Source organism: Paenibacillus ihuae (assembly GCF_001368795.1).
GTDB lineage: Bacteria > Bacillota > Bacilli > Paenibacillales > Paenibacillaceae > Paenibacillus_AQ > Paenibacillus_AQ ihuae.
Genome location: NZ_LN831198.1, coordinates 3,079,119 through 3,099,214, shown reverse-complemented (window position 1 = coordinate 3,099,214; position 20,096 = coordinate 3,079,119). Strand labels below are relative to the sequence as shown.

Here is a 20,096-nt window from a genome sequence, read left to right as displayed (position 1 = left end):
TGCAGACGGGAAGGGAGAAATGGAATATGATCCGCGGGGATGTTAACGACAAACGCAGAAAGACAGGAGCTTTCCTGATGCGGCGCGGCTTTTCCGGTGATTTGGTCCGTCAGGTTATGAATATTTTACGTGAGGAAGAGGATTTTGCAGGTGAAGATGAAGAGTTTTACGATCCTGACTGATTCTCTTGACTTTAATGGCGTTATCGACTCTCTTGACAATGTCTTTTTATAAATAATAAAATATAACATGAATCGGCATAAACTAAGAATCCTTTTTCCTTCCCAAAAAGCTGAATCTTAGGAACCGGTTCGCGTACAACTCATATGAAATGTAATCGCCGGATAAGGCGGGCAGTGTGCATGTGCAGCATGTGCAGTATGGCAATCGGTGTATTACCGGTTTTTTGTATGGTGATGAACGGATAGTTTAACAACTGCACAATTCCCAAGGCTTGTTCCTTGGAGGAACCAACGAGGAGGTGAACAGATGCATCCTGCAATCTGGGTCATAATCGTTCTCGTTGTAGCTGCAATATTCTTTGGATTCGGTTATTTTATTCGTAAATCCCTTGCAGAAGCTAAAATTTCAAGTGCCGAGAAAGAAGCCGTTGTCATCGTGGAGAACGCGAAGAAAGAGGCTGAGGCGCTGAAGAAGGAAACGGTACTCGAAGCTAAGGACGAAGTCCACAGAATCCGTACTGAGGCTGAGAAAGAAACTCGTGAACGTCGGAATGAAATCCAACGGCAAGAGAGACGTTTGCTGCAAAAGGAAGAATCTCTGGATAAAAAAATGGAATCGCTTGAACGAAAAGAAGAACAAGTAGCTAACAAAGAGAAACGAATTGACGAAACGCAACAGCAAATTGATGTTATTTACAAGAATCAGGTTACCGAGTTGGAGCGCATCTCCAATTTGAGCATCGATGATGCCAGAAGTATCATTCTAAGCAATGTAGAGCAGGAAGTTCGCCACGAGACTGCGCAGATGATCAAAGAAATTGAACAGCAGGCCAAGGAGGAAGCGGACAAGAAGGCCCGTGAAATCATTACCCTGGCTATCCAGCGCTGTGCAGCTGATCATGTTGCTGAAACAACCGTGTCTGTGGTAACACTTCCGAATGAAGAGATGAAAGGCCGGATTATCGGCCGTGAAGGCCGTAATATTCGTGCACTGGAAACTCTTACTGGTATTGATCTCATTATCGATGATACGCCGGAAGCTGTTATTCTGTCGGGATTTGATCCGATTCGCCGCGAAGTGGCCCGCACGGCACTTGAGAAGCTGGTTGCTGATGGACGTATCCATCCGGCGCGGATTGAAGAAATGGTGGAGAAATCCCGCAAAGAAGTGGATGAACGGATTCGTGAATACGGTGAACAAGCAACCTTCGAGGTTGGCGTTCACGGTCTGCACCCGGATCTGATCAAAATTCTCGGCCGTCTGAAGTTCCGTACGAGCTACGGTCAAAATGTACTCAAGCACTCCATGGAGGTTGCTTATTTGACTGGACTTATGGCCGGTGAGCTTGGGGAAGACATCGTGCTTGCTAAACGTGCCGGGCTGCTCCATGATATCGGTAAAGCACTGGATCATGAAGTGGAAGGTTCACACGTTGAGATTGGCGTTGAACTGGCGAAGAAATACAAAGAACATCCTGTTGTTATCAACAGTATCGCGTCCCACCACGGAGACTGCGAAGCTACTTCGGTTATTGCGATGCTGGTTGGAGCGGCTGACGCATTGTCGGCAGCACGCCCTGGCGCACGCCGTGAGACACTGGAAACCTACATCAAACGTCTGGAGAAGCTCGAGGAGATTTCCGAAAGCTTCGAAGGCGTCGAGAAGTCTTATGCTATCCAAGCGGGCCGCGAGGTTCGTGTAATGGTACAGCCTGAGAAGATCGATGATGCAGAAAGCTTCCGTCTGGCACGTGACATAACGAAGATGATCGAGAGTGAGCTGGATTATCCGGGTCACATCAAGGTTACCGTTATCCGCGAGACACGGGCTGTTGAATACGCTAAATAAGCAAGGAAATCGGCCCCCGTGCGGGGCCTTTTTTCTTTCATACAGATTCAGTAAATGGAAGCGAAGGATAGCTTTACAGTATGCTTTTAGGAGGAGAACGACATTAAAGTCTTATTTATAGGTGACATAGTAGGCAATACCGGCAGAAAAGCACTGCGTGAAATGCTGCCTTCACTGAAAAGTAAATATCAGCCGCATATCATTATCGTCAACGGCGAGAATGCTGCAGCCGGCAGAGGGATTACATCTGCGATTGCTAATGAGTTTTTTAACTGGGGGGTTCACGGCATTACGCTGGGCAACCATACGTGGGACAACAAGGATATTTTTGAATTTATCGACGACGAGCCGCGGATGATCCGTCCGGCCAATTTTCCGCCGGGAACGCCAGGCAGAGGGTACACGGTCGTTAAGGGCAACGGTAAACAGCTGGCGATTGTAAATTTGCAGGGCCGTACCTTTTTGCCGGCGATTGATGATCCATTCCGCATAGGTGAAGAGATTGTGGAGGAGCTGCGCCGGAATCACAAATGCATCCTCGTTGATTTCCATGCGGAAGCAACTTCCGAAAAGATCGCAATGGGTTATTTTATGGATGGACTGGCTTCGATAGTAGTCGGCACCCATACGCATGTGCAGAGCAATGATGATGTGATCCTCCCTGGCGGAACCGCCTACTTAACTGATGCCGGAATGGTTGGTTCAAGAGAAGGAATTCTGGGTATGGAAAAGGATGCGGTCCTTTATAAATTCACTACCCAGCTTCCGGCCCGGTTTGTGGTTGATGAAGGCAAATGGCAGTTACACGGGTTATTCGCGGAGATTGACGAGGCTACTGGAAAAGCCACACGTCTGGAGAAAATCCGCTTGCGTGAAGATGAATGGATCATGAGCTAAAACTGGACAACATGAAGTAGGTAATTCGGGAAAAATCGCCGATTTTGGGTAAAGTGTGATATTTTTTATATCGAAAAAGAGTATCTTTTGTACTATTTTCTCCAGAGTAGTCCGCAAAAAGAAGGAATTATTTCTTCTCCCGCGAATAACATCTACAGTAGTGGAAGAACACCATCATTTTCCCAGGGGAGGTACTTACTATGGATGTATTAAAAGTATCAGCTAAATCCAATCCAAATTCCGTTGCCGGCGCATTAGCGGGTGTTCTTCGTGAACGTGGATCGGCCGAGCTACAAGCTATTGGAGCAGGAGCGCTAAACCAAGCCGTCAAAGCTGTTGCCATCGCCCGGGGATTTGTCGCACCAAGCGGTGTCGACTTGATCTGCATTCCAGCCTTCACTGACATCGTGATTGATGGAGAGGATCGGACGGCGATTAAACTGATTGTTGAACCCAGATAATTAATGGACTTATTCTGATGGGCCTGTTTACTTCGAGTAAACAGGTTTTTTGCTGTGCAGGAAAAAGCTGATCATAATAGGCATAGACTATGATGATCATGTAGCCAAAGGCAGAACTTCAGCAAACGATGTTGAAAGCGGGTGGACAGATGAAGGCAGCAGGTGGGTTTAAAGTTGCGGATTTTCATTGTGACGTACTGAGTAAGCTGCAGGCAAGTCCGCAGATCAGCTTTAAAAATGACGGCCGGCTGGATGTTACTATGGAGCGGCTTGCTGCGGGAAATGTAGGACTGCAGGTTTTTGCGATTTATTTGTCTGAGGCTAGGGGAAGACCAAGCTTTGAAAGTGTGCTCGGCCAGCTTGATCTGTTCCGCGAGAAGATCATTGGCTCAGAGCAATTGCAGTGGCTGCGCTGGAAGGAGGAGGCAGTAGAAGCTACTGCGGCGGCAACGGCCGGGGGGGTGCTCTCTCTGGAGGGTGTAGACGGTCTGGAGGGCAATCTGTTTTATGCGCAGCTGTGTTTTGAGCTGGGAGTGCGATTGTTCGGAATAACTTGGAATTATGCCAATTGGGCCGCTGACGGCGTGCTGGAAGCAAGAAACGGCGGGTTTACGGAAAAAGGTCGGCAGCTGATCGAATGGTGTAACAAAAGCGGAATGCTGCTGGATGTGTCACATTTGGCGCCAGCAGGATTTTGGGAGCTGACCGAGCGCAGTAAACGTCCGTTTATAGCTTCGCATTCCAATGCAGCAGCTATTTGCGGCCATCCCCGCAACCTGAGTGATGAGCAGATCAAGGCGCTGATCGCAATGGACGGGCGGATGGGTCTTACCTTCGTTCCCTGGTTTGTCCGTGATGGAGGCGGAGCGAAACGTGATGATGTGCGGAGGCATATTGAGCATATCTGCGGCTTAGGGGGGACCAAACAACTGATGTTCGGCTCTGATTTTGACGGCATTGATGCGTGGGTAGAGGGGTTAGAGCATCCTGGGAAATATGCGGAGTTCGCCGAGCTGCTGCTAAAATATTATCCGGAGGATGAGGTACGGGGCTGGTTGTATGACAATGCAATGCGGTTTTTAAGCGAGCATCTACCACCCAGGCCATAAAGTCATGTCATTTCGGAACAGGGTAGATTAAATGGCGAAACCGTGACACATTAGGGTTCAAAAGCAGGGGAATATTGAAAAAAAGACGCTCTTTGTGAAGAGGGTCTTTTTATTTTTGGGTAAGAAGAGGTATAATGTTCAGTGGCTTGTACAGATACTAGAGAAAATACAAGGAGTGACTTTACGATGAGCAAGACTGTACCCGTAGGTGTGTCGGCCCGACATATTCACCTTACGCAGGAGCATGTGGAAGCGTTGTTTGGCCCAGGTTATCAATTGACTGAGTTCAAACCGCTCTCCCAAACAGGACAATTCGCAGCAAACGAGCAAGTGGCGGTAATCGGCAGCAAAGGCAAGTTCGACAAAGTAAGAATTCTCGGACCTGTCCGCCCGGCATCGCAATTGGAAATTTCCCGCACCGACTCTTTCAGCCTTGGCGTGAAAGCCCCTGTCCGTGAATCCGGACATATCGAAGGCACACCAGGCATTACTCTTAAAGGACCAGCCGGTGAAGTTGAACTGGAAACAGGCGTTATTATTGCAGCCCGTCACATTCACTTCCATACTTCCGAAGCAGAAGCTTGGGGCATTTCCGACAAGCAAATGCTGAAAGTCCGCCTTGGCGGAGAACGCGGTCTGGTGCTCGAAAACGTGCTTGCACGTGTATCCGACAGCTTTAAACTCGATATGCATATCGACACCGACGAAGCCAATGCTGCAGGTGCCAACAACGGCGACACAGCTGAAATTGTAGATTAGTCTTACATTTTATACAGTAGGGAGCGGGGGAACAGTCCTCCGCTCCTTTTTTATGGGACGTTTTCTGAGCCGGTTCCGGGATATATTTTGCAGGGTTATTTTATATCCGAATCTGTGGTATCATTATTTGTTATGACTTAGCTCTGCGCTATGTGGAAACGCAGGAATAAACGTAATCCCGCAAAGCCGGGTGATCTGAAAATATATGTATTACAAACTAAGGAGACATACATGACTTTTAATGAGCTTAATTTAACCCCAGCGATTCTCAAGGCGTTAAGCCTGGAAAACTATACATCCCCAACACCGATTCAGGAAGAAGCTATACCTGCAGCTCTGGCTGGCAGAGACGTACTGGGCTGCGCACAGACCGGAACAGGCAAAACGGCTGCTTTTTCTTTGCCGATCATCCAGCTGTTAAGCCAGCAGCCGGCCGTTACCGGCGGAAAACGCCGCATTCGTTCGCTGATTCTCACTCCTACCCGGGAGCTGGCCCTGCAAATCTATGAAAATATTCAGGCCTACAGTAAATTCACCGGTATCCGTTCTACTGCCATTGTCGGCGGTGTGTCGCAAAAGGCACAGGAGCGGGCGTTAAGCCAGGGAGCGGACATTCTGATCGCCACACCGGGCCGTCTGATCGACCTGATCGCCCAGAAGCATGTAGACCTGCAATATGTGCAGATTCTGGTGCTGGATGAAGCCGACCGGATGCTGGATATGGGCTTCATTCATGACGTTAAACGGATTATTGCCAAAATGCCGAGCAAAAAGCAAACCTTGTTCTTCTCCGCGACGATGCCGTCGGAGATTTCACAGCTGATCAAGACGCTGCTCGTGAATCCGGTGAAAATCGAGATTACCCCGGTATCTTCTACGGTAGACCGTATCGAACAGTCTGTGTATTTGCTGCAGAACGGCAATAAGCAGAATCAGCTGAACCGCCTGCTGCAGGACCAATCGATTGTGTCGGCACTGGTCTTCACCCGCACCAAACGCGGCGCTGACCGGGTGACCCGTGATTTGGCCAAAATTAATATTACCGCCCAAGCGATTCACGGCAACAAGTCGCAGAATGACCGCCAGAATGCGCTGCGCAACTTCAAGAGCGGGGCGACCCGTGTGCTCGTGGCAACTGACATCGCTGCCCGGGGGATCGATATTGATGAGCTGTCCCATGTCATCAACTTTAACCTGCCGAACATTCCGGAAACCTATGTCCACCGTATTGGCCGTACCGGCCGTGCAGGGATGAGCGGAGTTGCCATTTCCTTATGTGAAGAGGAAGAGATACCTTACCTGAAGGATATCCAGAAGCTGATCGGCAAGACGATTCCGGAAATCAAGGAACATGACTATCCGATGTCCAAAAGCACACTGGCGCTGCTGAATGACCGTCCGGCAAAAGCACCGGCCAAACCGGCAGCAAAATCCAAAGCGAATCCGCCGCGCAAGCCGAAAACGGAATGGTTCACGCAAGGGAACAAGCCGAAGAGTGGAACAAACGGTCAAGCCAGTCCGGACTCCGGCAGCAGAAATGGCGGCCGGGTTAGCGGAAGCGCAAACGACAGACCTGCAGGAGCACGGAACGCGGGAGCAGGCAAACCCGGCGCGAGTACTAACGGTTCTCAAGGGAATAGAACTGGCGGATATGCCAAAGGTGCGCAGGGTAACCGGCCAGGCGGAGCCGGAGGATCAGCTACTGGTTCTGGCGCAAGCAGACCTGGAGCAAGATCAAACGGCAGCCAAGGCAGACCGGGCGGCCACTCAAGTCCGAACCGGAACGCCAATAAAGCCCCGGTTAATGCCGGCAGACCGCAATAATCAGCTACTCGATCAATGATGCAGCGTCCTTCCTTATAGGGGAGGATGCTGTTTTTTTGTACAATTAATCTAAATTAGCAGACCCAATTTACACAAAAAACCCGTATTGTAAGCTCTGCATAGAGTATACAATACGGGTTTGCTTCTAAGGTCATCATTTAATGGCGAAGGACTTAGCCGGCTAAATAAGCACCCAGTTCTTCACGCAGGGATTCGCTGATCGAGGTCATCGGCAGGCGGAGGGTATCTGAAGCAATCTCACCCTGCACGCTGAGCAGCCATTTGATCGGGGCTGGGTTTGATTCCTTGAAGAGCAGCTTCATGAGCGGCAACAGCCGGTCGTATTCGGCTCTGGCAGCATCTACCTGGCCGGCTTTGTATTGATCGAAGATGCTCAGGAACTTCGCGGTATGCACGTTGGCGGAAGCCAGCATGCCTCCGGCGGCTCCGCAGCCCAGCATGTCGAAGAAACTAAGGTCATCACCGCAGAGCACCGGCTTGGAGCCGAGGCGGGACAGCTCAGAGACGAGCAGCGGCGAACCGGAGCAGTCTTTCAGGCCAACAACGTTGTCCATCTCCAGGATGGTGCGGGCGGTATCGACGGTCATGCCGACTCCGGCACGGCCGGGAATGTCATAGGCGATGATCGGAATGCCGACTTCGGCTGCCTTGCGGAAATGGGCAATGATGCCCGCTTGAGAAGGACGGCTGTAGTAAGGCACGACAACGAGTGCAGCATCGGCTCCCAGGCCTGCAGCAAGCTCTGTGCGGGCAACGGTAGACATTGTATCATTGGTACCTGTTCCGATGACCAGCGGAATATCACTGCCTTGCAGCAGCTGCTGTGAGGCAGTAATCAGTGTCTGTAATTCTTGTATGTTGACTGTCGGCGATTCTCCAGTGGTTCCATTTACGACCAGACCATGAATTTTGTTCTTGATGATGTTGTTCACATAACGCTGATACGAAGGTAGATCAATCTCGCCGGCGGCATTGAACGGTGTTACCACGGGAACATAGATTCCATAAATCTGTTCTTCTGTTAACATGAATATCGTCCTCCAAATTTTTAAATGCTTTTATTCTACTTTAGCATGGAACATTCCATCGGCGTTAGCTATAATAAATGATATGGGTCATCAATAATATTGATGTTATATCACGGTCTAAAGGGTGAGTGAAATGGATTTAACCTATATGCGGACCTTCCGCGAGGTAGCGAAGCGTCAGAGCTTCACGCGTGCAGCTGAGGAACTGGGGTATGCCCAGTCCAGTGTAACCATGCAGATACAGAAGATTGAAAAAGAATACGGGGTCACGCTAATGGAACGTCATGGACGTATCCTGCGCCTGACCCCGCCTGGAGAAGAGCTATTGAAGCTGTTCGTGGAGATTCTTGATTTATATGACCGCTCTAAAGAAACGATTGCCCAGCAAATCGGAGGGACGCTGACCATCGGGACGATTGATTCACTGGCGGCCTTTTACCTTCCGCCTTTTTTGCAGCAGCTGCGGACAACTTTTCCCGGACTCAACATCCATCTGCAAACGGAGCAGGAAGCGAATCTGGTGTCCAAAATCAGGGATGGAGAGGTGGATATCGGCCTCATGCTGGACCGGAGTACGACCGATTCACTGCTGGAGCGGACGATAATAAGGGATGAGCCGCTGGTACTGGTGGCACCCGCTAATCATCCGCTGGCGAAGCTTACGAATATTACCCTGCAGGATCTGAACAACTGTGAGCTGATTGTCTCGGAAGAGAGCTGTATCTACCGCAGCCTGTTTGAGAATTTGCTTCGTGAGCACGGAATCGTGTTCCGGATCGGCTTTGAGCTATCCAACCTGGAAGCCATCAAACGATGTGTGCGGAACGGTCTGGGGATTGCCCTGCTGCCGAGAATTGTGGCGGAGGAAGAGATTGAACGCGGGAATCTGGCCGAGCTGCCATTTACCCATCCGGAGATTCATTTTGACCTGCAGCTGCTCATTCATCCGAAGAAGTGGAAGTCTCTGCCGCTGCAATCCCTGATTCAGATGCTGCAGGCGGATGCTGAGGCAAAGTCTGTGGCACTTTGATGCTAATATCTGGATAAACTGAAGCATTGCGATAATACCAAATTTAAGGTCTGTTGATCATAGACTTGCTGCCGTAAATTACCCTCCAGGATTTTGTGGGCCCATGCTAAACATCGATAATAATGATCGGGTTCACCTGTCCGTATTCTAAAATGGCAAAAATCCAAGTGAGTCTGATACTCCTCAGCAGAGGGGTCAATACCGATCAGGCGCAGCTGATCTCTGCGGATACATTCAGATTGGACCTGTTGTATTCCTTGGTGGATACTGGAGATCTGATTTGGATGTTGTCTGTACATAAGCAGTATCTCAGGCAAATTAACCATCTGGGTGACTGCGCTTAACCGGTTCCATATTTCATAGTCCTCCGCATGAATGTAAGGGAGATATCTGATACCATACTGCTCCAGTACGGATTTGCGGATCATAACAGCTGGATGCACCATTGTACAATGGAATAACTGCCAGCACCGGATCGCCTCATGATTTAACGGTTTAGTGGTAATGGAATCTATGCCTAACAAATAAACCTGAGAACCGCAAACGCCACAGTCCTGATGGACATCCATGAAATTCACTTGACGTTCAAACCGGTGGGGCAGAGCAATATCATCACCATCCATCCGCGCGATATACTCCCCCGTGCATAAATCAATGCCTTGGTTCAAGGTCGCAATTAATCCCTGGTTCACTGTATGCGTTAGTACTCTAATCCTCTTATCATCGAATTTCTTAATTATATCTAAGGTTCCGTCGGTAGATCCGTCATCTAGAATAAGCAGCTCGAAATCGGAATAGGTTTGCGTTAAAATGCTGCAGATCGTTTCCTCAATATACGGAGCCATATTATAAACCGGCATGAGCACTGATATTTTAACCAATGTTTTCACCATCCTTACTATTCTGAATTTATAGTATGCGAGAATCAGGGAGGCTGATCTGCATACTAGACCAGATGTCCGGATATCGTCCGGATAGTCCAAACCCTTTATCTATGGAATTAATTAAATAAAGATAAAGGGATGAGGGGGAATGGGTCATGGATTTCAATGGGATCAAAGGAACTTACGATGTCATTTACAGTTTGGGACAAAATTGTCTGGTTGCGGACCAATTGTCGCGTCATATGCTCAGAAAAATTGGAGGCGTCCTTGACTGGGTGGAGTCACCTGCTTTGCCGGGGGTCAGCCAGCTTTTGCGGAATCAGTTTATGAATTTTATGGAATTCCCTAATCTGGCGATTACCGGCATTAATGAACATGCAGGCTGCTATATTGTGAGGGATGCAGCGTACCATATCTTCTCCCACCACGACTTTCCGCTTCATGAGAATACTCCAACCCAGCTAATGAGCTACCCGAAGCTTAGGGGGAAAATCACCCGGCGTGTCCCGCGGTTTTTGGAAACGCTCAGAAACTCTAACCGGATTCTGTTTATCCGCACTGAAGGGACAATTCATGAAACGGCGGAGCTGCTGGATGTGCTAAACACGCTGGTGGCCGGTGAATTCAATTTGCTCGTGATTAATCATGCTCCGGTAAGCGGAATTGTGGAAACCCCGTGGCCTTTTCCTAATGTCTGTGCCCTGCAAATCCCCTTGGTGCCGGATGAGTTTCACGATAATGACTATTTATGGAAAACTCTCCTGGAAGGATTCCATGTACGTTACTAATCATGGGCCAAAAATGATTCTCAATGCAGCAAGATATTGACATCAAAAACGTGGATATGGTATATAAAAGGAAGTGTTAGCACTCATCATTGTGGAGTGCTAATCATCCGGAAGTAATCCGAAGGATATTTTTGAAAGGAGATTACTATATTCATGTCCAAAAAAGAGTTCAAAGCCGAATCCAAAAGACTGCTTGAAATGATGATTAACTCCATCTATACGCAGCGGGAGATTTTCCTGCGGGAGCTGATCTCGAATGCAAGCGATGCCATCGACAAAATCTATTACAAAGCACTGGCCGATGAGGGTCTGGTGTTTAATAAAGAGGATTATTACATTAAAGTAACTGCTGATAAAGCTAGCCGGACATTGACAATTTCTGATACCGGGATCGGGATGACGCAGGAAGAGCTGGAGAACAACCTGGGTATTATTGCGAACAGCGGCTCTTTTGCGTTCAAGAAGGATAATGAAGCCAAGGACGGCCATAACATTATCGGGCAGTTCGGGGTTGGTTTCTATTCCGCCTTTATGGTTGCTGAGGATGTTACTGTGATCAGTAAGGCGCTGGGCAGTGACCAGGCGTACAAATGGGAATCCCAGGGTGCTGACGGGTATACGATTGAGCCTGCTGAGAAGGATGCAGTAGGTACCGAAATCATTTTGAAGATTAAAGCGAATACCGAAGAAGACAATTATGACGAGTTCCTGGAAGAATACCGCCTGAAATCAATCATTAAGAAATATTCTGATTTCATCCGCTTCCCGATCAAGATGGACATCACCTCCAGCAAGCCGAAGGAAGGCAGCGAAGGCGAGTTCGAACAGGTTCAGGAAGAGCAGACCGTCAACAGCATGGTGCCGATCTGGCGCAAGAATAAGAACGAGCTGACCGAAGAGGATTACAACAACTTCTACTCGGAGAAACGCTATGGCTTCGACAAGCCGCTTAAGCATATCCATATCAGTGCCGACGGTGCTGTGGTGTATAACGCGATTCTGTTCATTCCGGAGAATACTCCGTTTGACTATTACACCAAAGAGTATGAAAAAGGCTTGGAGCTCTACTCCAACGGCGTGCTGATTATGAACAAATGCGGCGACCTGCTGCCGGACTATTTCAGCTTCGTCAAAGGGATGGTCGATTCCGAGGATCTGTCACTCAACATCTCCCGCGAGCTGCTGCAGCATGACCGCCAGCTGACGCTGATCGCGAAGAACATCAAGAGTAAGATCAAGAGCCAGCTCCTGAGTCTGCTTAAGGACGAGCGTGAGAAATATGAGACGTTCTATAAATCTTTTGGCAGACAGCTGAAGTTCGGGGTATACAATGATTATGGCATGGAAAAAGAAACCCTTCAGGACCTGCTGATGTTCTACTCTTCCAAGGAGAAGAAACAGGTTACGCTGGCTGAATACGTAGAGAGAATGCCGGAAGACCAGAAGTATATCTACTATGCGTCCGGGGAATCGGTGGAACGGATCGAGAAGCTGCCGCAGACGGAGATGGTTTCGGATAAGGGCTATGAAATTCTCTATTTCACTGACGATATCGATGAATTTGCAATCAAGATGATTATGTCCTACAAGGAAAAAGAATTCAAAAACGTGTCCAGCGGGGACCTCGGCATCGAAGATGCAGCAGACAAACCGTCGGAAGAGGAAGAAAATGAGAACAAGGGCTTGTTCGAAGCCATGCAGGGCATCCTGTCCGGCAAAGTGGAGGCAGTCAAAGCCTCCAAGCGGCTGAAATCCCATCCGGTCTGCCTGTCCACCGAAGGCGAACTGACGATTGAGATGGAGAAAATCCTCAAAGCGATGCCTAATGGCCAAGAGGTTCAAGCGGACAAGGTGCTGGAAATTAACGTGAACCACGATGTCTTCAAATCCTTGAAGGCTGCTGCCGAAGGGGACAAGGAGAAGCTGGGCCTGTACACGAATCTGTTGTACAATCAGGCGCTGCTGATCGAAGGTCTGCAGGTGAATGATCCGGTGCAGTTCACGAACGATATTTGCAAAATCATGGTTTAAACTACGCGGCATTCCTGCCAGGGAGTGCAGCTGAAACAACCCGCTTCCGGCGCTGGCCGGGGCGGGTTGTTTTGTTAGGTTATGCAAAGACCCCGGAATCGAATGGAAGCAGTCACCTGTAGGCTTATATTGACTAATTGCTTCTGAAGCTATCAATAAAATTAGCGGCCAGCGAGGAGAGGAATTTATCCTTGACCCATACAGCCGCGATGCGGGTATGCAGGGACTCGCTGCGGATTTCCTTGAACAGCAGATTGCTGTTGTCGGCCAGGCTGAGCGCCGACCTTGGAATAATGCCGATGCCAAGCCCGGCATTGGCCCAGAGCAGGGTTGTGCGGGCATCATCGTTCATGCAGAACACATCAGGATTGAAGCCATGCTCCAGGCAGGTTTCACGGATCAGCTGCTCAAAGCGGCGGTAGATGATTAGCGGCCTGCTCTTTAGTTCGCCAATATCAATGGAGGTTCCCGCACTGCTCCAGTCATATTCAGCAGTCATCACGGCAATCATAGGTTCAGCCGCTGCGTACACGCATTCGAGGCTGGTGCTGTTGAACGGGGTGCGGACAATACCGACTTCGATGATTCCTTTATTCAGCAGATCAATAATCGTATAAGTATTGCCCTCATGGATTTCAAATTTGACTCCGGCATACATTTTGTGGAATTCGCGGAGCCGGTCCTGGAGCAGGGTGGCGGCAGAAGAGGAGACGGTTCCGATCGAGAGCGTTCCCTGCAGGCCATTCACGAAATCATTGATTTCCCGGGTGGTCGAGTCTGCCAGCTCCAGAATCTGCTGTGCCCGGCCGCGCAGGATCACCCCGGCATCGGTGAGCTGAACGCTGCGCGGGCCGCGCTCCACAAGCTTCACGCCGAGCTCTTCCTCCAGCAGCCTCAGCTGCTGGCTGAGCGGCGGCTGGGCCATTTGCAGCTTCCTTGCCGCTGAAGTGATTTGTCCTTCTTCGGCAATAGCCAAAAAGTATTTGAGCTGTCTGATATCCATATGAAAACCTCCCGATTTGATATATGCAATTCGTATCGCATTGATACGAAACCAATATTATTAATATGTAAACGGATATGACATAATCATAACGGGTCTTTTCATGATTTCATAGGGGTTACATATTGTATAGGCTGGTGAGGTAATGATGTTCAAAATGGCTGTTTTTCTAAAACCGTACAAAAAAGAGGTTATTCTCGGGCCGATCTTCAAGCTGCTTGAGGCGATCCTGGAGCTGCTGCTGCCGACGATTGTCGCGCTGATCGTTAATAACGGGATCGGTAAGAATGACAGTGCCTATGTGTACAAGATGGGCGGGCTGATGCTGTTCATGACGCTGCTTGGCTTCGGCTGTTCCATGGTTTGCCAATATTATGCGGCCCGCGCATCCCAGGGCTTCGGCACATCACTTCGTAACAAGATGTTCAAGCATATCTCCTCCTTGTCTTATGCGGAGCTGGACCTCTTCGGTACACCTTCGCTGATCAACCGGATCACTAATGACGTGAACCAGCTGCAGCTGGCAGTGGCCATGCTGATCCGGCTGGTTGTCCGGGCGCCGTTTATCTGCATCGGGGCGATCATCATGTCGATGATTCTGGATTTCCGGCTGTCGCTGATTCTGCTTGCTGCTACACCAGTGTTCGGGGTGATTCTGTATTTCATCATCACCCGCAGCTCCCCGCTCTACCGCAAATATCAGCAGAAGCTGGATCATCTGGCGCTGGTGCTCAGCGAGAACCTGTCCGGTATCCGTGTCATCCGCGCCTTTGCTGAGTCGCGCCGGGAGAAGCGGCGTTTTGATAATGCATCGGATGACCTGACCGCGACTGCGATCCGGGTCGGACGTATCTCCGCCTGGCTGGGTCCGATGACGACTCTGGTCGTGAACACGGCTATTATCGCCATCCTCTGGGCAGGCGGCAGACACATCGATGCCGGACGGCTTTCGCAGGGTGAGATTATCGCTTTTATCAACTATGTGACCCAGATTCTGCTGGCGCTGATTGTTGTCTCGAATCTGGTTATCCTGTTCACCAAGGCTTCCTCCTCTGCGAACCGGGTAAGTGAAGTACTGGCGGCAGCCACCTCGGTTTCCGATGAAGGGAATACCGCTGCTGTTGCAGCTGAATATGATGCCCCTGCAATCTCCTTCGAGCATGTCTCCTTCGGCTATAACAGCACCGGAGAGCTTGCACTCCAGGATGTCTCGATCACCATCAAGCGTGGTCAGACGGTCGGGCTGATCGGCAGCACCGGCTCGGGCAAATCGACCTTTGTAAATCTGATTCCGCGGTTTTATGATGCGGTAGAGGGCGAGATCAAAGTCGGGGGCGTGAATGTCAAAGACTATCCGCTGGAGCAGCTGCGGAGCCGGATTGGCATCGTACCGCAGAAGGCGCTGCTGTTCACAGGCACGATCGCAGAGAATATCCGCTGGGGCAAGCAGGAGGCTTCCCGGGAGGAGCTTATGCAGGCTGCTGCCGTAGCGCAGGCGGATGAATTTATCCGCAAGCTGCCGGAAGGGCTGGATACGCCGGTGGCCCGCGGAGGTTTGAATTTATCGGGAGGGCAGAAGCAGCGTCTGACGATCGCCCGTGCGGTTGTCGGCCGGCCGCCGATCCTTATTCTAGATGACTCTTCCAGTGCGCTAGACTTTGCTACTGACGCCGCCTTACGTAAGGCGCTGAAGCTTCACAGCCGGGAAATGACGGTGCTGCTGGTATCCCAGCGGGTCAGCACCGTGCAGCAGGCTGATCAGATCATCGTCTTCGATGAAGGCCGGATTGCCGGAACCGGCACTCACCGGGAGCTGCTGGCGGACTGCGGCGTCTACCGGGAAATTTGTGAGTCGCAGCTGTCCAGCAGGGAGGTGGCGCAATGAACACCACGGATACATGGAAAAGACTGTTGAATTATACGCGACATTACCGGGGGATCGCCACCTCAGCGGTAATCTGTGCCATATTGAGTGTCATTGCCAGCCTGATCGGTCCGCTCCTGATCGGCCAGGCAGTCGATCAGATGATCGGTCCGGACAATGTGGATTTTCCGGCCATCCTCCGATTGCTGCTGCTATTGGCCGCGGTTTATATTGTCGGCAGCTTCTTTGGCTGGCTGCTCACCTATTACACTAACAAAATAGCGTATAAAACGGTTTATGATCTGCGCCGCGAATTATTCGATAAGCTGGATACACTTCCGCTGAAATTCCATGACAATCATCCGCAGGGAGACAGCATCAGCCGTTTTGTCAATGATATGGATGCCGTTTCTGATGGCCTGCTGCAGGGCTTCTCCACACTGCTGACTGGAATTGTCACCATCGCCGGAGCGATTGGGCTGATGCTCTATATCAGTCCGGTCATGACGGTGGTGGTGCTGTTGTCTGCACCCGCGACTTATTTTGTCGCCCGCTTCATTACCACGCGTTCTCAGCGTCTGTTCCGTGAGCAGGCCAAAATCCTCGGCGGGCTGAACGGCTATGTTGAGGAAATCGTTGGCGGGCAAAAAGTGGTGCAGGCTTACCATTATGAGGACCGCTCGTTCGCGCGGTTCTCGGAACGCAACAACGAACTATACCTGACCGGCGTCAAATCGCAGTTCTATGGTTCGCTGGCCAACCCGACAACCCGGCTGGTCAACAATATTACTTTTTCAGTCATCGCCATGATTGGCAGTGCACTGGTTATCGGCGGGCATTTTACGGTGGGGGATCTGTCTAGCTTTCTGATTTACTCGAACCTGTTCGCGAAGCCGTTCAATGAAATTACCGGTGTTATTACCCAGCTCCAGTCGGCTACGGCTTCAGCACAGCGGATCTTCCGGATTCTGGACCTGACACCGGAAACTCCGGATGCAGCAAACGCTCATGTCCTTGGTATCAGCCAAGGGACGATCACCTTCGATAAGGTCAGCTTTGCGTATACACCGGAGCGGCCGCTGATCCGCGGCTTCAGCCTGGAAGTGAAGCCGGGAACGCGGGTGGCGATTGTCGGGCAGACGGGGGCAGGGAAGACAACGCTCGTCAACCTGCTAATGCGCTTCTATGATGTGGATAGCGGAAGCATCCGGATTGACGGCGTAGATATCCGAACGATTACCCGTGACAGTCTCCGGCAAAATTTCGGGATGGTGCTGCAGGATACATGGCTGTTCGGCGGTTCGATCCGTGATAATATCGCTTACGGCAAGCCGGAGGCGACAGAGGACGAAGTGATTGCTGCCGCTAAAGCGGCGAATGCGCACAGCTTCATTAAGCGGCTGCCTGAAGGCTATGCTACGAAGATCAGCGGCTCCGGCGACAATCTGTCGCAGGGGCAGAAACAGCTGCTCACCATCGCCCGCGTCATGCTGGTTGACCCGCCGATGCTGATTCTGGATGAAGCAACCAGCAGCATTGATACGCTGACTGAAATCCGCATCCAGAAGGCTTTTCTTAAGATGATCTCCGGCCGGACCAGCTTCGTCATTGCCCACCGGCTGTCCACGATCCGCGAGTCGGATATTATCCTGTATATGAAGGACGGGGATATTGTCGAGAGCGGAACGCATGAAGAGCTGCTCGCCAGCGGCGGACACTACGCCAAGCTGTACAACAGCCAGTTTGCGGCGGTGTAACGATAGTATCGTTAAGTTACTTATGCCAAAAGACTGTACACAGTAAAAAATTACTGCGTGCAGTCTTTTTGATGTTCCGGGAAACTGCCACAAATAGAATTTCAAGCAAATGTAGCGCACCTCAAGCTCTCAAAATGAAGATTGCCCCCACCCTAACCTAGGGCTTCTTTAGTAATTACGCAATTTTATTTGACACAAAAACCGTCCGGACGGTATAGTAAATCCGGAGGTGAACCATATGAACATTAATTCGAAGCGCACGGTTATTTTAACTGCCGCCTCCTTCGTGATCAGGAATCAGGGGGTAGAGAAGCTTACGCTCGAAGCAGTGGCCAGGGAGGCAGGCGTCAGCAAGGGCGGACTGCTGCACCATTTTCCAAATAAAAATGCCCTAATTCAGGGTCTGGTCGAAGACCTGACATGCGGCTTTGTCACCGATGTCCAGGATCGGGCTGCAGTTTCAGTAACTGAACAAGGCAAGTGGAGCAGAGCGTACACAGAATCGGTGGCCTATGATATTAAGGATGGGAATGGAATCAGCACAGCGCTGACCGCGGCACTTTTCAGCAAGCCGGAGCTGCTCGGAAAACTGCAGGAACAGTATGCGCTGTGGCAAAAAGACATCGAGAACGACGGGATAAACCCTGTGCGGTCCACCATTATAAGATTGGCTGCTGACGGCCTCTGGTTCTCCGAAATGTTCTCCTTGGGGAATCTGGACGCAGAGCTGCGCGAAAAAGTCATTCAGGAACTGCTGGAAATGACGAATTAGGAGGAAGAGGCTTGTGAACCCTTTTGTGTTACTAGCGTTTGCCATTGTGTCTGAGGTCTGCGGCAGCTCGCTGCTCAAATTATCCGACGGTTTCAAACGGCTCTATCCCTCGATTGGTGTAATATTGGGTCTGGGATCGGCTTTTTATTTGCTGTCTCTGGCACTGCAGTCAATTTCCCTCGGTACGGCTTATGCGATTTGGTCCGGAGCGGGTACGGCGTTAACAGCCATGGTGGGGGTTTTCTTTTATAAAGAACGGCTTAATGTCAAAAAGGTGCTGGGGCTGCTGCTGATTATCGGGGGTGTGATTACACTAAAGCTTGCTACTGGCGGATCTCATTGATTTTACGGGCAAAGAAGGGGGGATTCCATTGAAAAGTTACATATACCTGGCTATGGCCATCTGTTTTGAAATATTCGGAACAACGATGCTTAAATTATCCGACGGCTTCACGAATCTGCTGCCCGGCCTGGGGGTAGTCATGGGGATGGGGCTATCCTTTTTCAGCTTGTCCATGAGTTTGCGGGTCATTCCGTTAAGCTTTGCTTATGCGGTATGGTCGGGTGTCGGGACGGCAGTGACAGCCTTGCTCGGTGTGATGGTGTGGGGCGATCCGTTTACTTTCGTGTCCTTCATCGGCATTGCGGCAATTATCGGCGGTGTAGTGCTGCTTAACTCATCTAAACATCCGGAAAAAGCTCCGCAGGGGCAGCTGTGAAATTTATTTCATAAGTTAATATACAGCTTTCGGAGTTTTGTTAGCTAACCTCTTAGAGGGCAGGTCTTCACTTCATAGATTTTTTGGAGCGTCTGGATACTATTCGTCTTTCCGTCATTATCCTCTGCATGGAGATACCACTCCACAAGTCTGTACCCGAACATAAACAGGATCAGCTCGTAGACGCAATGATCTGCAACAGGGGGAGCATCCGTAAACTCCGAAAAGCCCTTTGTAATACGCGATAACACATCGCTGATAGTATACGATACCCGCTTCATCCGCAATCAGGCTGGCGAGGTCCTCGCCCAGGTAGCCCCAACCGGAGGTATCCCAGTCGATGAGTGCGATTGTTCCGTCGGCATAAATCAGGTTAGTCACCCAGAAATCCCGGTGGCACAAAACGAGCGGCAATTGTTCGATGCGAGCTAATATCTCTTCTGAGTGCTCATAGATATCGATCAGCATTTGCTGCACGTGCTGCGGAAATTCGCAATCCACCGAACGGATATAGTCGTAGACGACCGGCCAAGATCGGTAATGCAGGTACGTGTTCTTCATGAAATCCGCACGGCTCAGGTTAGTCAGACTTTCCAGCACAGCAGGCTGCTCCGCATACAGTTGCCTTGATAGCGCCCTAACTTCAATGCGGCTTGTTCATACATGTCACCAGTCAAGTCTAAACCGGTTACGCCATCGATGAATTCCAGCCACAGCTGGAACTCGTTTTGCTCGGCATTCATTTCGGGATGATAGCATATCGGCCAGCGGAAGCTATCCGAGAACGTCGCCCCCAAATCAGATGCATAGAGATCATATTCCCGGCGCCATGAACCCGGATCACCGTAACGTTCCCATTTTTTCTGGATTTTCAGCACGACACAGTATGGCAATTTTTCGCCGAGAGGCTATCCTTTTTAAGCCGTTTGCTTTGATTTATTCTTGACATATTTGTGCTCATGCTGCTGGGTGACAAATTGCTCCCACCGTTCAGGCTGCGAAGCTTTCTATAAAATTTCCTATTATGGATAATAAACAAATTAAGTTTTGTCCTTTAAATTCAAAAAGATGGATAGATTCGTTGAAGATTAACCGCGGGAACCTTACCATACGTAGGG

At 50.1% G+C, this 20,096-nt stretch carries 17 protein-coding genes and 2 pseudogenes; 15 read left to right on the top strand and 4 right to left on the bottom strand.

What is annotated here, in order from left to right; translation table 11 throughout:
* The 7 genes and pseudogenes from AQR02_RS14065 to AQR02_RS14035 form a co-directional block, all read left to right on the top strand.
* Positions 1–182 (top strand): annotated as a pseudogene (locus AQR02_RS14065) (regulatory protein RecX); the annotation flags it as partial.
* A 307-nt stretch (positions 183–489) separates the two neighbouring features.
* Complete coding sequence (rny, locus tag AQR02_RS14060) at positions 490–2,031, top strand: ribonuclease Y (protein ID WP_054941024.1); 1,542 nt, start codon at positions 490–492, stop codon at positions 2,029–2,031.
* 102 nt (positions 2,032–2,133) lie between these two features.
* A complete protein-coding gene (locus AQR02_RS14055; protein WP_054941023.1) occupies positions 2,134–2,928 on the top strand; it encodes a TIGR00282 family metallophosphoesterase in 795 nt (264 codons plus the stop codon).
* A gap of 200 nt (positions 2,929–3,128) precedes the next feature.
* Positions 3,129–3,389 carry a stage V sporulation protein S gene (locus tag AQR02_RS14050; RefSeq protein WP_019910496.1) on the top strand — a complete coding sequence of 87 codons (261 nt, stop codon included), beginning with the start codon at positions 3,129–3,131 and terminating at the stop codon, positions 3,387–3,389.
* Positions 3,390–3,517: 128 nt separating this feature from the next.
* Positions 3,518–4,498, top strand: coding sequence for a dipeptidase (locus AQR02_RS14045; protein ID WP_245237438.1), 981 nt, complete (start codon positions 3,518–3,520; stop codon positions 4,496–4,498).
* A gap of 186 nt (positions 4,499–4,684) precedes the next feature.
* Positions 4,685–5,257: a phosphate propanoyltransferase gene (gene pduL, locus AQR02_RS14040; RefSeq protein ID WP_054941021.1), complete on the top strand. Its 573-nt coding sequence runs from the start codon at positions 4,685–4,687 to the stop codon at positions 5,255–5,257.
* Between the two features lie 231 nt (positions 5,258–5,488).
* Positions 5,489–7,081, top strand: coding sequence for a DEAD/DEAH box helicase (locus tag AQR02_RS14035; RefSeq protein WP_054941020.1), 1,593 nt, complete (start codon positions 5,489–5,491; stop codon positions 7,079–7,081).
* Between the two features lie 173 nt (positions 7,082–7,254).
* On the opposite strand, the gene dapA is transcribed toward AQR02_RS14035, so the two are convergent.
* Positions 7,255–8,130: a 4-hydroxy-tetrahydrodipicolinate synthase gene (gene dapA / locus AQR02_RS14030; protein ID WP_054941019.1), complete on the bottom strand. Its 876-nt coding sequence runs from the start codon at positions 8,128–8,130 to the stop codon at positions 7,255–7,257.
* Positions 8,131–8,263: 133 nt separating this feature from the next.
* Between dapA and AQR02_RS14025 the strand changes: the two genes are divergently transcribed.
* Positions 8,264–9,160 (top strand): LysR family transcriptional regulator, encoded by an 897-nt coding sequence (locus tag AQR02_RS14025; RefSeq protein ID WP_054941018.1) that lies wholly within the window; start codon positions 8,264–8,266, stop codon positions 9,158–9,160.
* Between the two features lie 2 nt (positions 9,161–9,162).
* Here AQR02_RS14025 and AQR02_RS14020 read toward each other — a convergent pair whose 3' ends face one another.
* On the bottom strand, positions 9,163–10,041 hold the full coding sequence (locus AQR02_RS14020) for a glycosyltransferase family 2 protein (protein WP_054941017.1): 879 nt from the start codon (positions 10,039–10,041) through the stop codon (positions 9,163–9,165).
* Positions 10,042–10,199: 158 nt separating this feature from the next.
* On the opposite strand from AQR02_RS14020, the gene AQR02_RS14015 reads away from it, so the two are divergent.
* Together AQR02_RS14015 and htpG are read left to right on the top strand one after the other, a co-directional pair.
* On the top strand, positions 10,200–10,832 hold the full coding sequence (locus AQR02_RS14015) for a DUF1796 family putative cysteine peptidase (protein ID WP_054941016.1): 633 nt from the start codon (positions 10,200–10,202) through the stop codon (positions 10,830–10,832).
* Positions 10,833–10,985: 153 nt separating this feature from the next.
* Positions 10,986–12,863, top strand: a complete 1,878-nt coding sequence (gene htpG / locus AQR02_RS14010) for a molecular chaperone HtpG (RefSeq protein ID WP_054941015.1) — start codon at positions 10,986–10,988, stop codon at positions 12,861–12,863.
* Positions 12,864–12,996: 133 nt separating this feature from the next.
* Here htpG and AQR02_RS14005 read toward each other — a convergent pair whose 3' ends face one another.
* On the bottom strand, positions 12,997–13,866 hold the full coding sequence (locus AQR02_RS14005; protein WP_054941014.1) for a LysR family transcriptional regulator: 870 nt from the start codon (positions 13,864–13,866) through the stop codon (positions 12,997–12,999).
* A 148-nt stretch (positions 13,867–14,014) separates the two neighbouring features.
* Between AQR02_RS14005 and AQR02_RS14000 the strand changes: the two genes are divergently transcribed.
* From AQR02_RS14000 to AQR02_RS13980, 5 genes are all read left to right on the top strand, one after another.
* On the top strand, positions 14,015–15,751 hold the full coding sequence (locus AQR02_RS14000; protein ID WP_054941013.1) for an ABC transporter ATP-binding protein: 1,737 nt from the start codon (positions 14,015–14,017) through the stop codon (positions 15,749–15,751).
* Entirely contained in the window at positions 15,748–17,487 is a 1,740-nt protein-coding gene (locus AQR02_RS13995) for an ABC transporter ATP-binding protein (protein WP_054941012.1), read from the top strand. Before AQR02_RS14000 ends, AQR02_RS13995 begins: the two co-directional genes overlap by 4 nt.
* A gap of 238 nt (positions 17,488–17,725) precedes the next feature.
* On the top strand, positions 17,726–18,259 hold the full coding sequence (locus AQR02_RS13990) for a TetR/AcrR family transcriptional regulator (protein ID WP_054941011.1): 534 nt from the start codon (positions 17,726–17,728) through the stop codon (positions 18,257–18,259).
* A 13-nt stretch (positions 18,260–18,272) separates the two neighbouring features.
* Entirely contained in the window at positions 18,273–18,602 is a 330-nt protein-coding gene (locus tag AQR02_RS13985; protein WP_054941010.1) for a DMT family transporter, read from the top strand.
* 28 nt (positions 18,603–18,630) lie between these two features.
* Positions 18,631–18,978, top strand: a complete 348-nt coding sequence (locus AQR02_RS13980; protein WP_054941009.1) for a DMT family transporter — start codon at positions 18,631–18,633, stop codon at positions 18,976–18,978.
* Positions 18,979–19,022: 44 nt separating this feature from the next.
* On the opposite strand, the pseudogene AQR02_RS13975 reads toward AQR02_RS13980, so the two are convergent.
* A pseudogene (locus AQR02_RS13975) lies at positions 19,023–19,880 on the bottom strand (aminoglycoside phosphotransferase family protein); the annotation flags it as partial.
* Positions 19,881–20,096: the final 216 nt, after the last annotated feature.

What these genes read in the sequence shown, in the direction of transcription:
- AQR02_RS14015 (WP_054941016.1), top strand. Translation starts at nt 10,200, where the DNA reads ATGGATTTCAATGGGATCAAAGGAACTTACGATGTCATTTACAGTTTG.
- AQR02_RS13995 (WP_054941012.1), top strand. Translation starts at nt 15,748, where the DNA reads ATGAACACCACGGATACATGGAAAAGACTGTTGAATTATACGCGACAT.
- htpG (WP_054941015.1), top strand. Translation starts at nt 10,986, where the DNA reads ATGTCCAAAAAAGAGTTCAAAGCCGAATCCAAAAGACTGCTTGAAATG.
- pduL (WP_054941021.1), top strand. Translation starts at nt 4,685, where the DNA reads ATGAGCAAGACTGTACCCGTAGGTGTGTCGGCCCGACATATTCACCTT.
- AQR02_RS14000 (WP_054941013.1), top strand. Translation starts at nt 14,015, where the DNA reads ATGTTCAAAATGGCTGTTTTTCTAAAACCGTACAAAAAAGAGGTTATT.
- dapA (WP_054941019.1), bottom strand. Translation starts at nt 8,130, where the DNA reads ATGTTAACAGAAGAACAGATTTATGGAATCTATGTTCCCGTGGTAACA.
- rny (WP_054941024.1), top strand. Translation starts at nt 490, where the DNA reads ATGCATCCTGCAATCTGGGTCATAATCGTTCTCGTTGTAGCTGCAATA.
- AQR02_RS14005 (WP_054941014.1), bottom strand. Translation starts at nt 13,866, where the DNA reads ATGGATATCAGACAGCTCAAATACTTTTTGGCTATTGCCGAAGAAGGA.
- AQR02_RS14050 (WP_019910496.1), top strand. Translation starts at nt 3,129, where the DNA reads ATGGATGTATTAAAAGTATCAGCTAAATCCAATCCAAATTCCGTTGCC.
- AQR02_RS14025 (WP_054941018.1), top strand. Translation starts at nt 8,264, where the DNA reads ATGGATTTAACCTATATGCGGACCTTCCGCGAGGTAGCGAAGCGTCAG.
- AQR02_RS13990 (WP_054941011.1), top strand. Translation starts at nt 17,726, where the DNA reads ATGAACATTAATTCGAAGCGCACGGTTATTTTAACTGCCGCCTCCTTC.
- AQR02_RS14045 (WP_245237438.1), top strand. Translation starts at nt 3,518, where the DNA reads ATGTTGAAAGCGGGTGGACAGATGAAGGCAGCAGGTGGGTTTAAAGTT.
- AQR02_RS14035 (WP_054941020.1), top strand. Translation starts at nt 5,489, where the DNA reads ATGACTTTTAATGAGCTTAATTTAACCCCAGCGATTCTCAAGGCGTTA.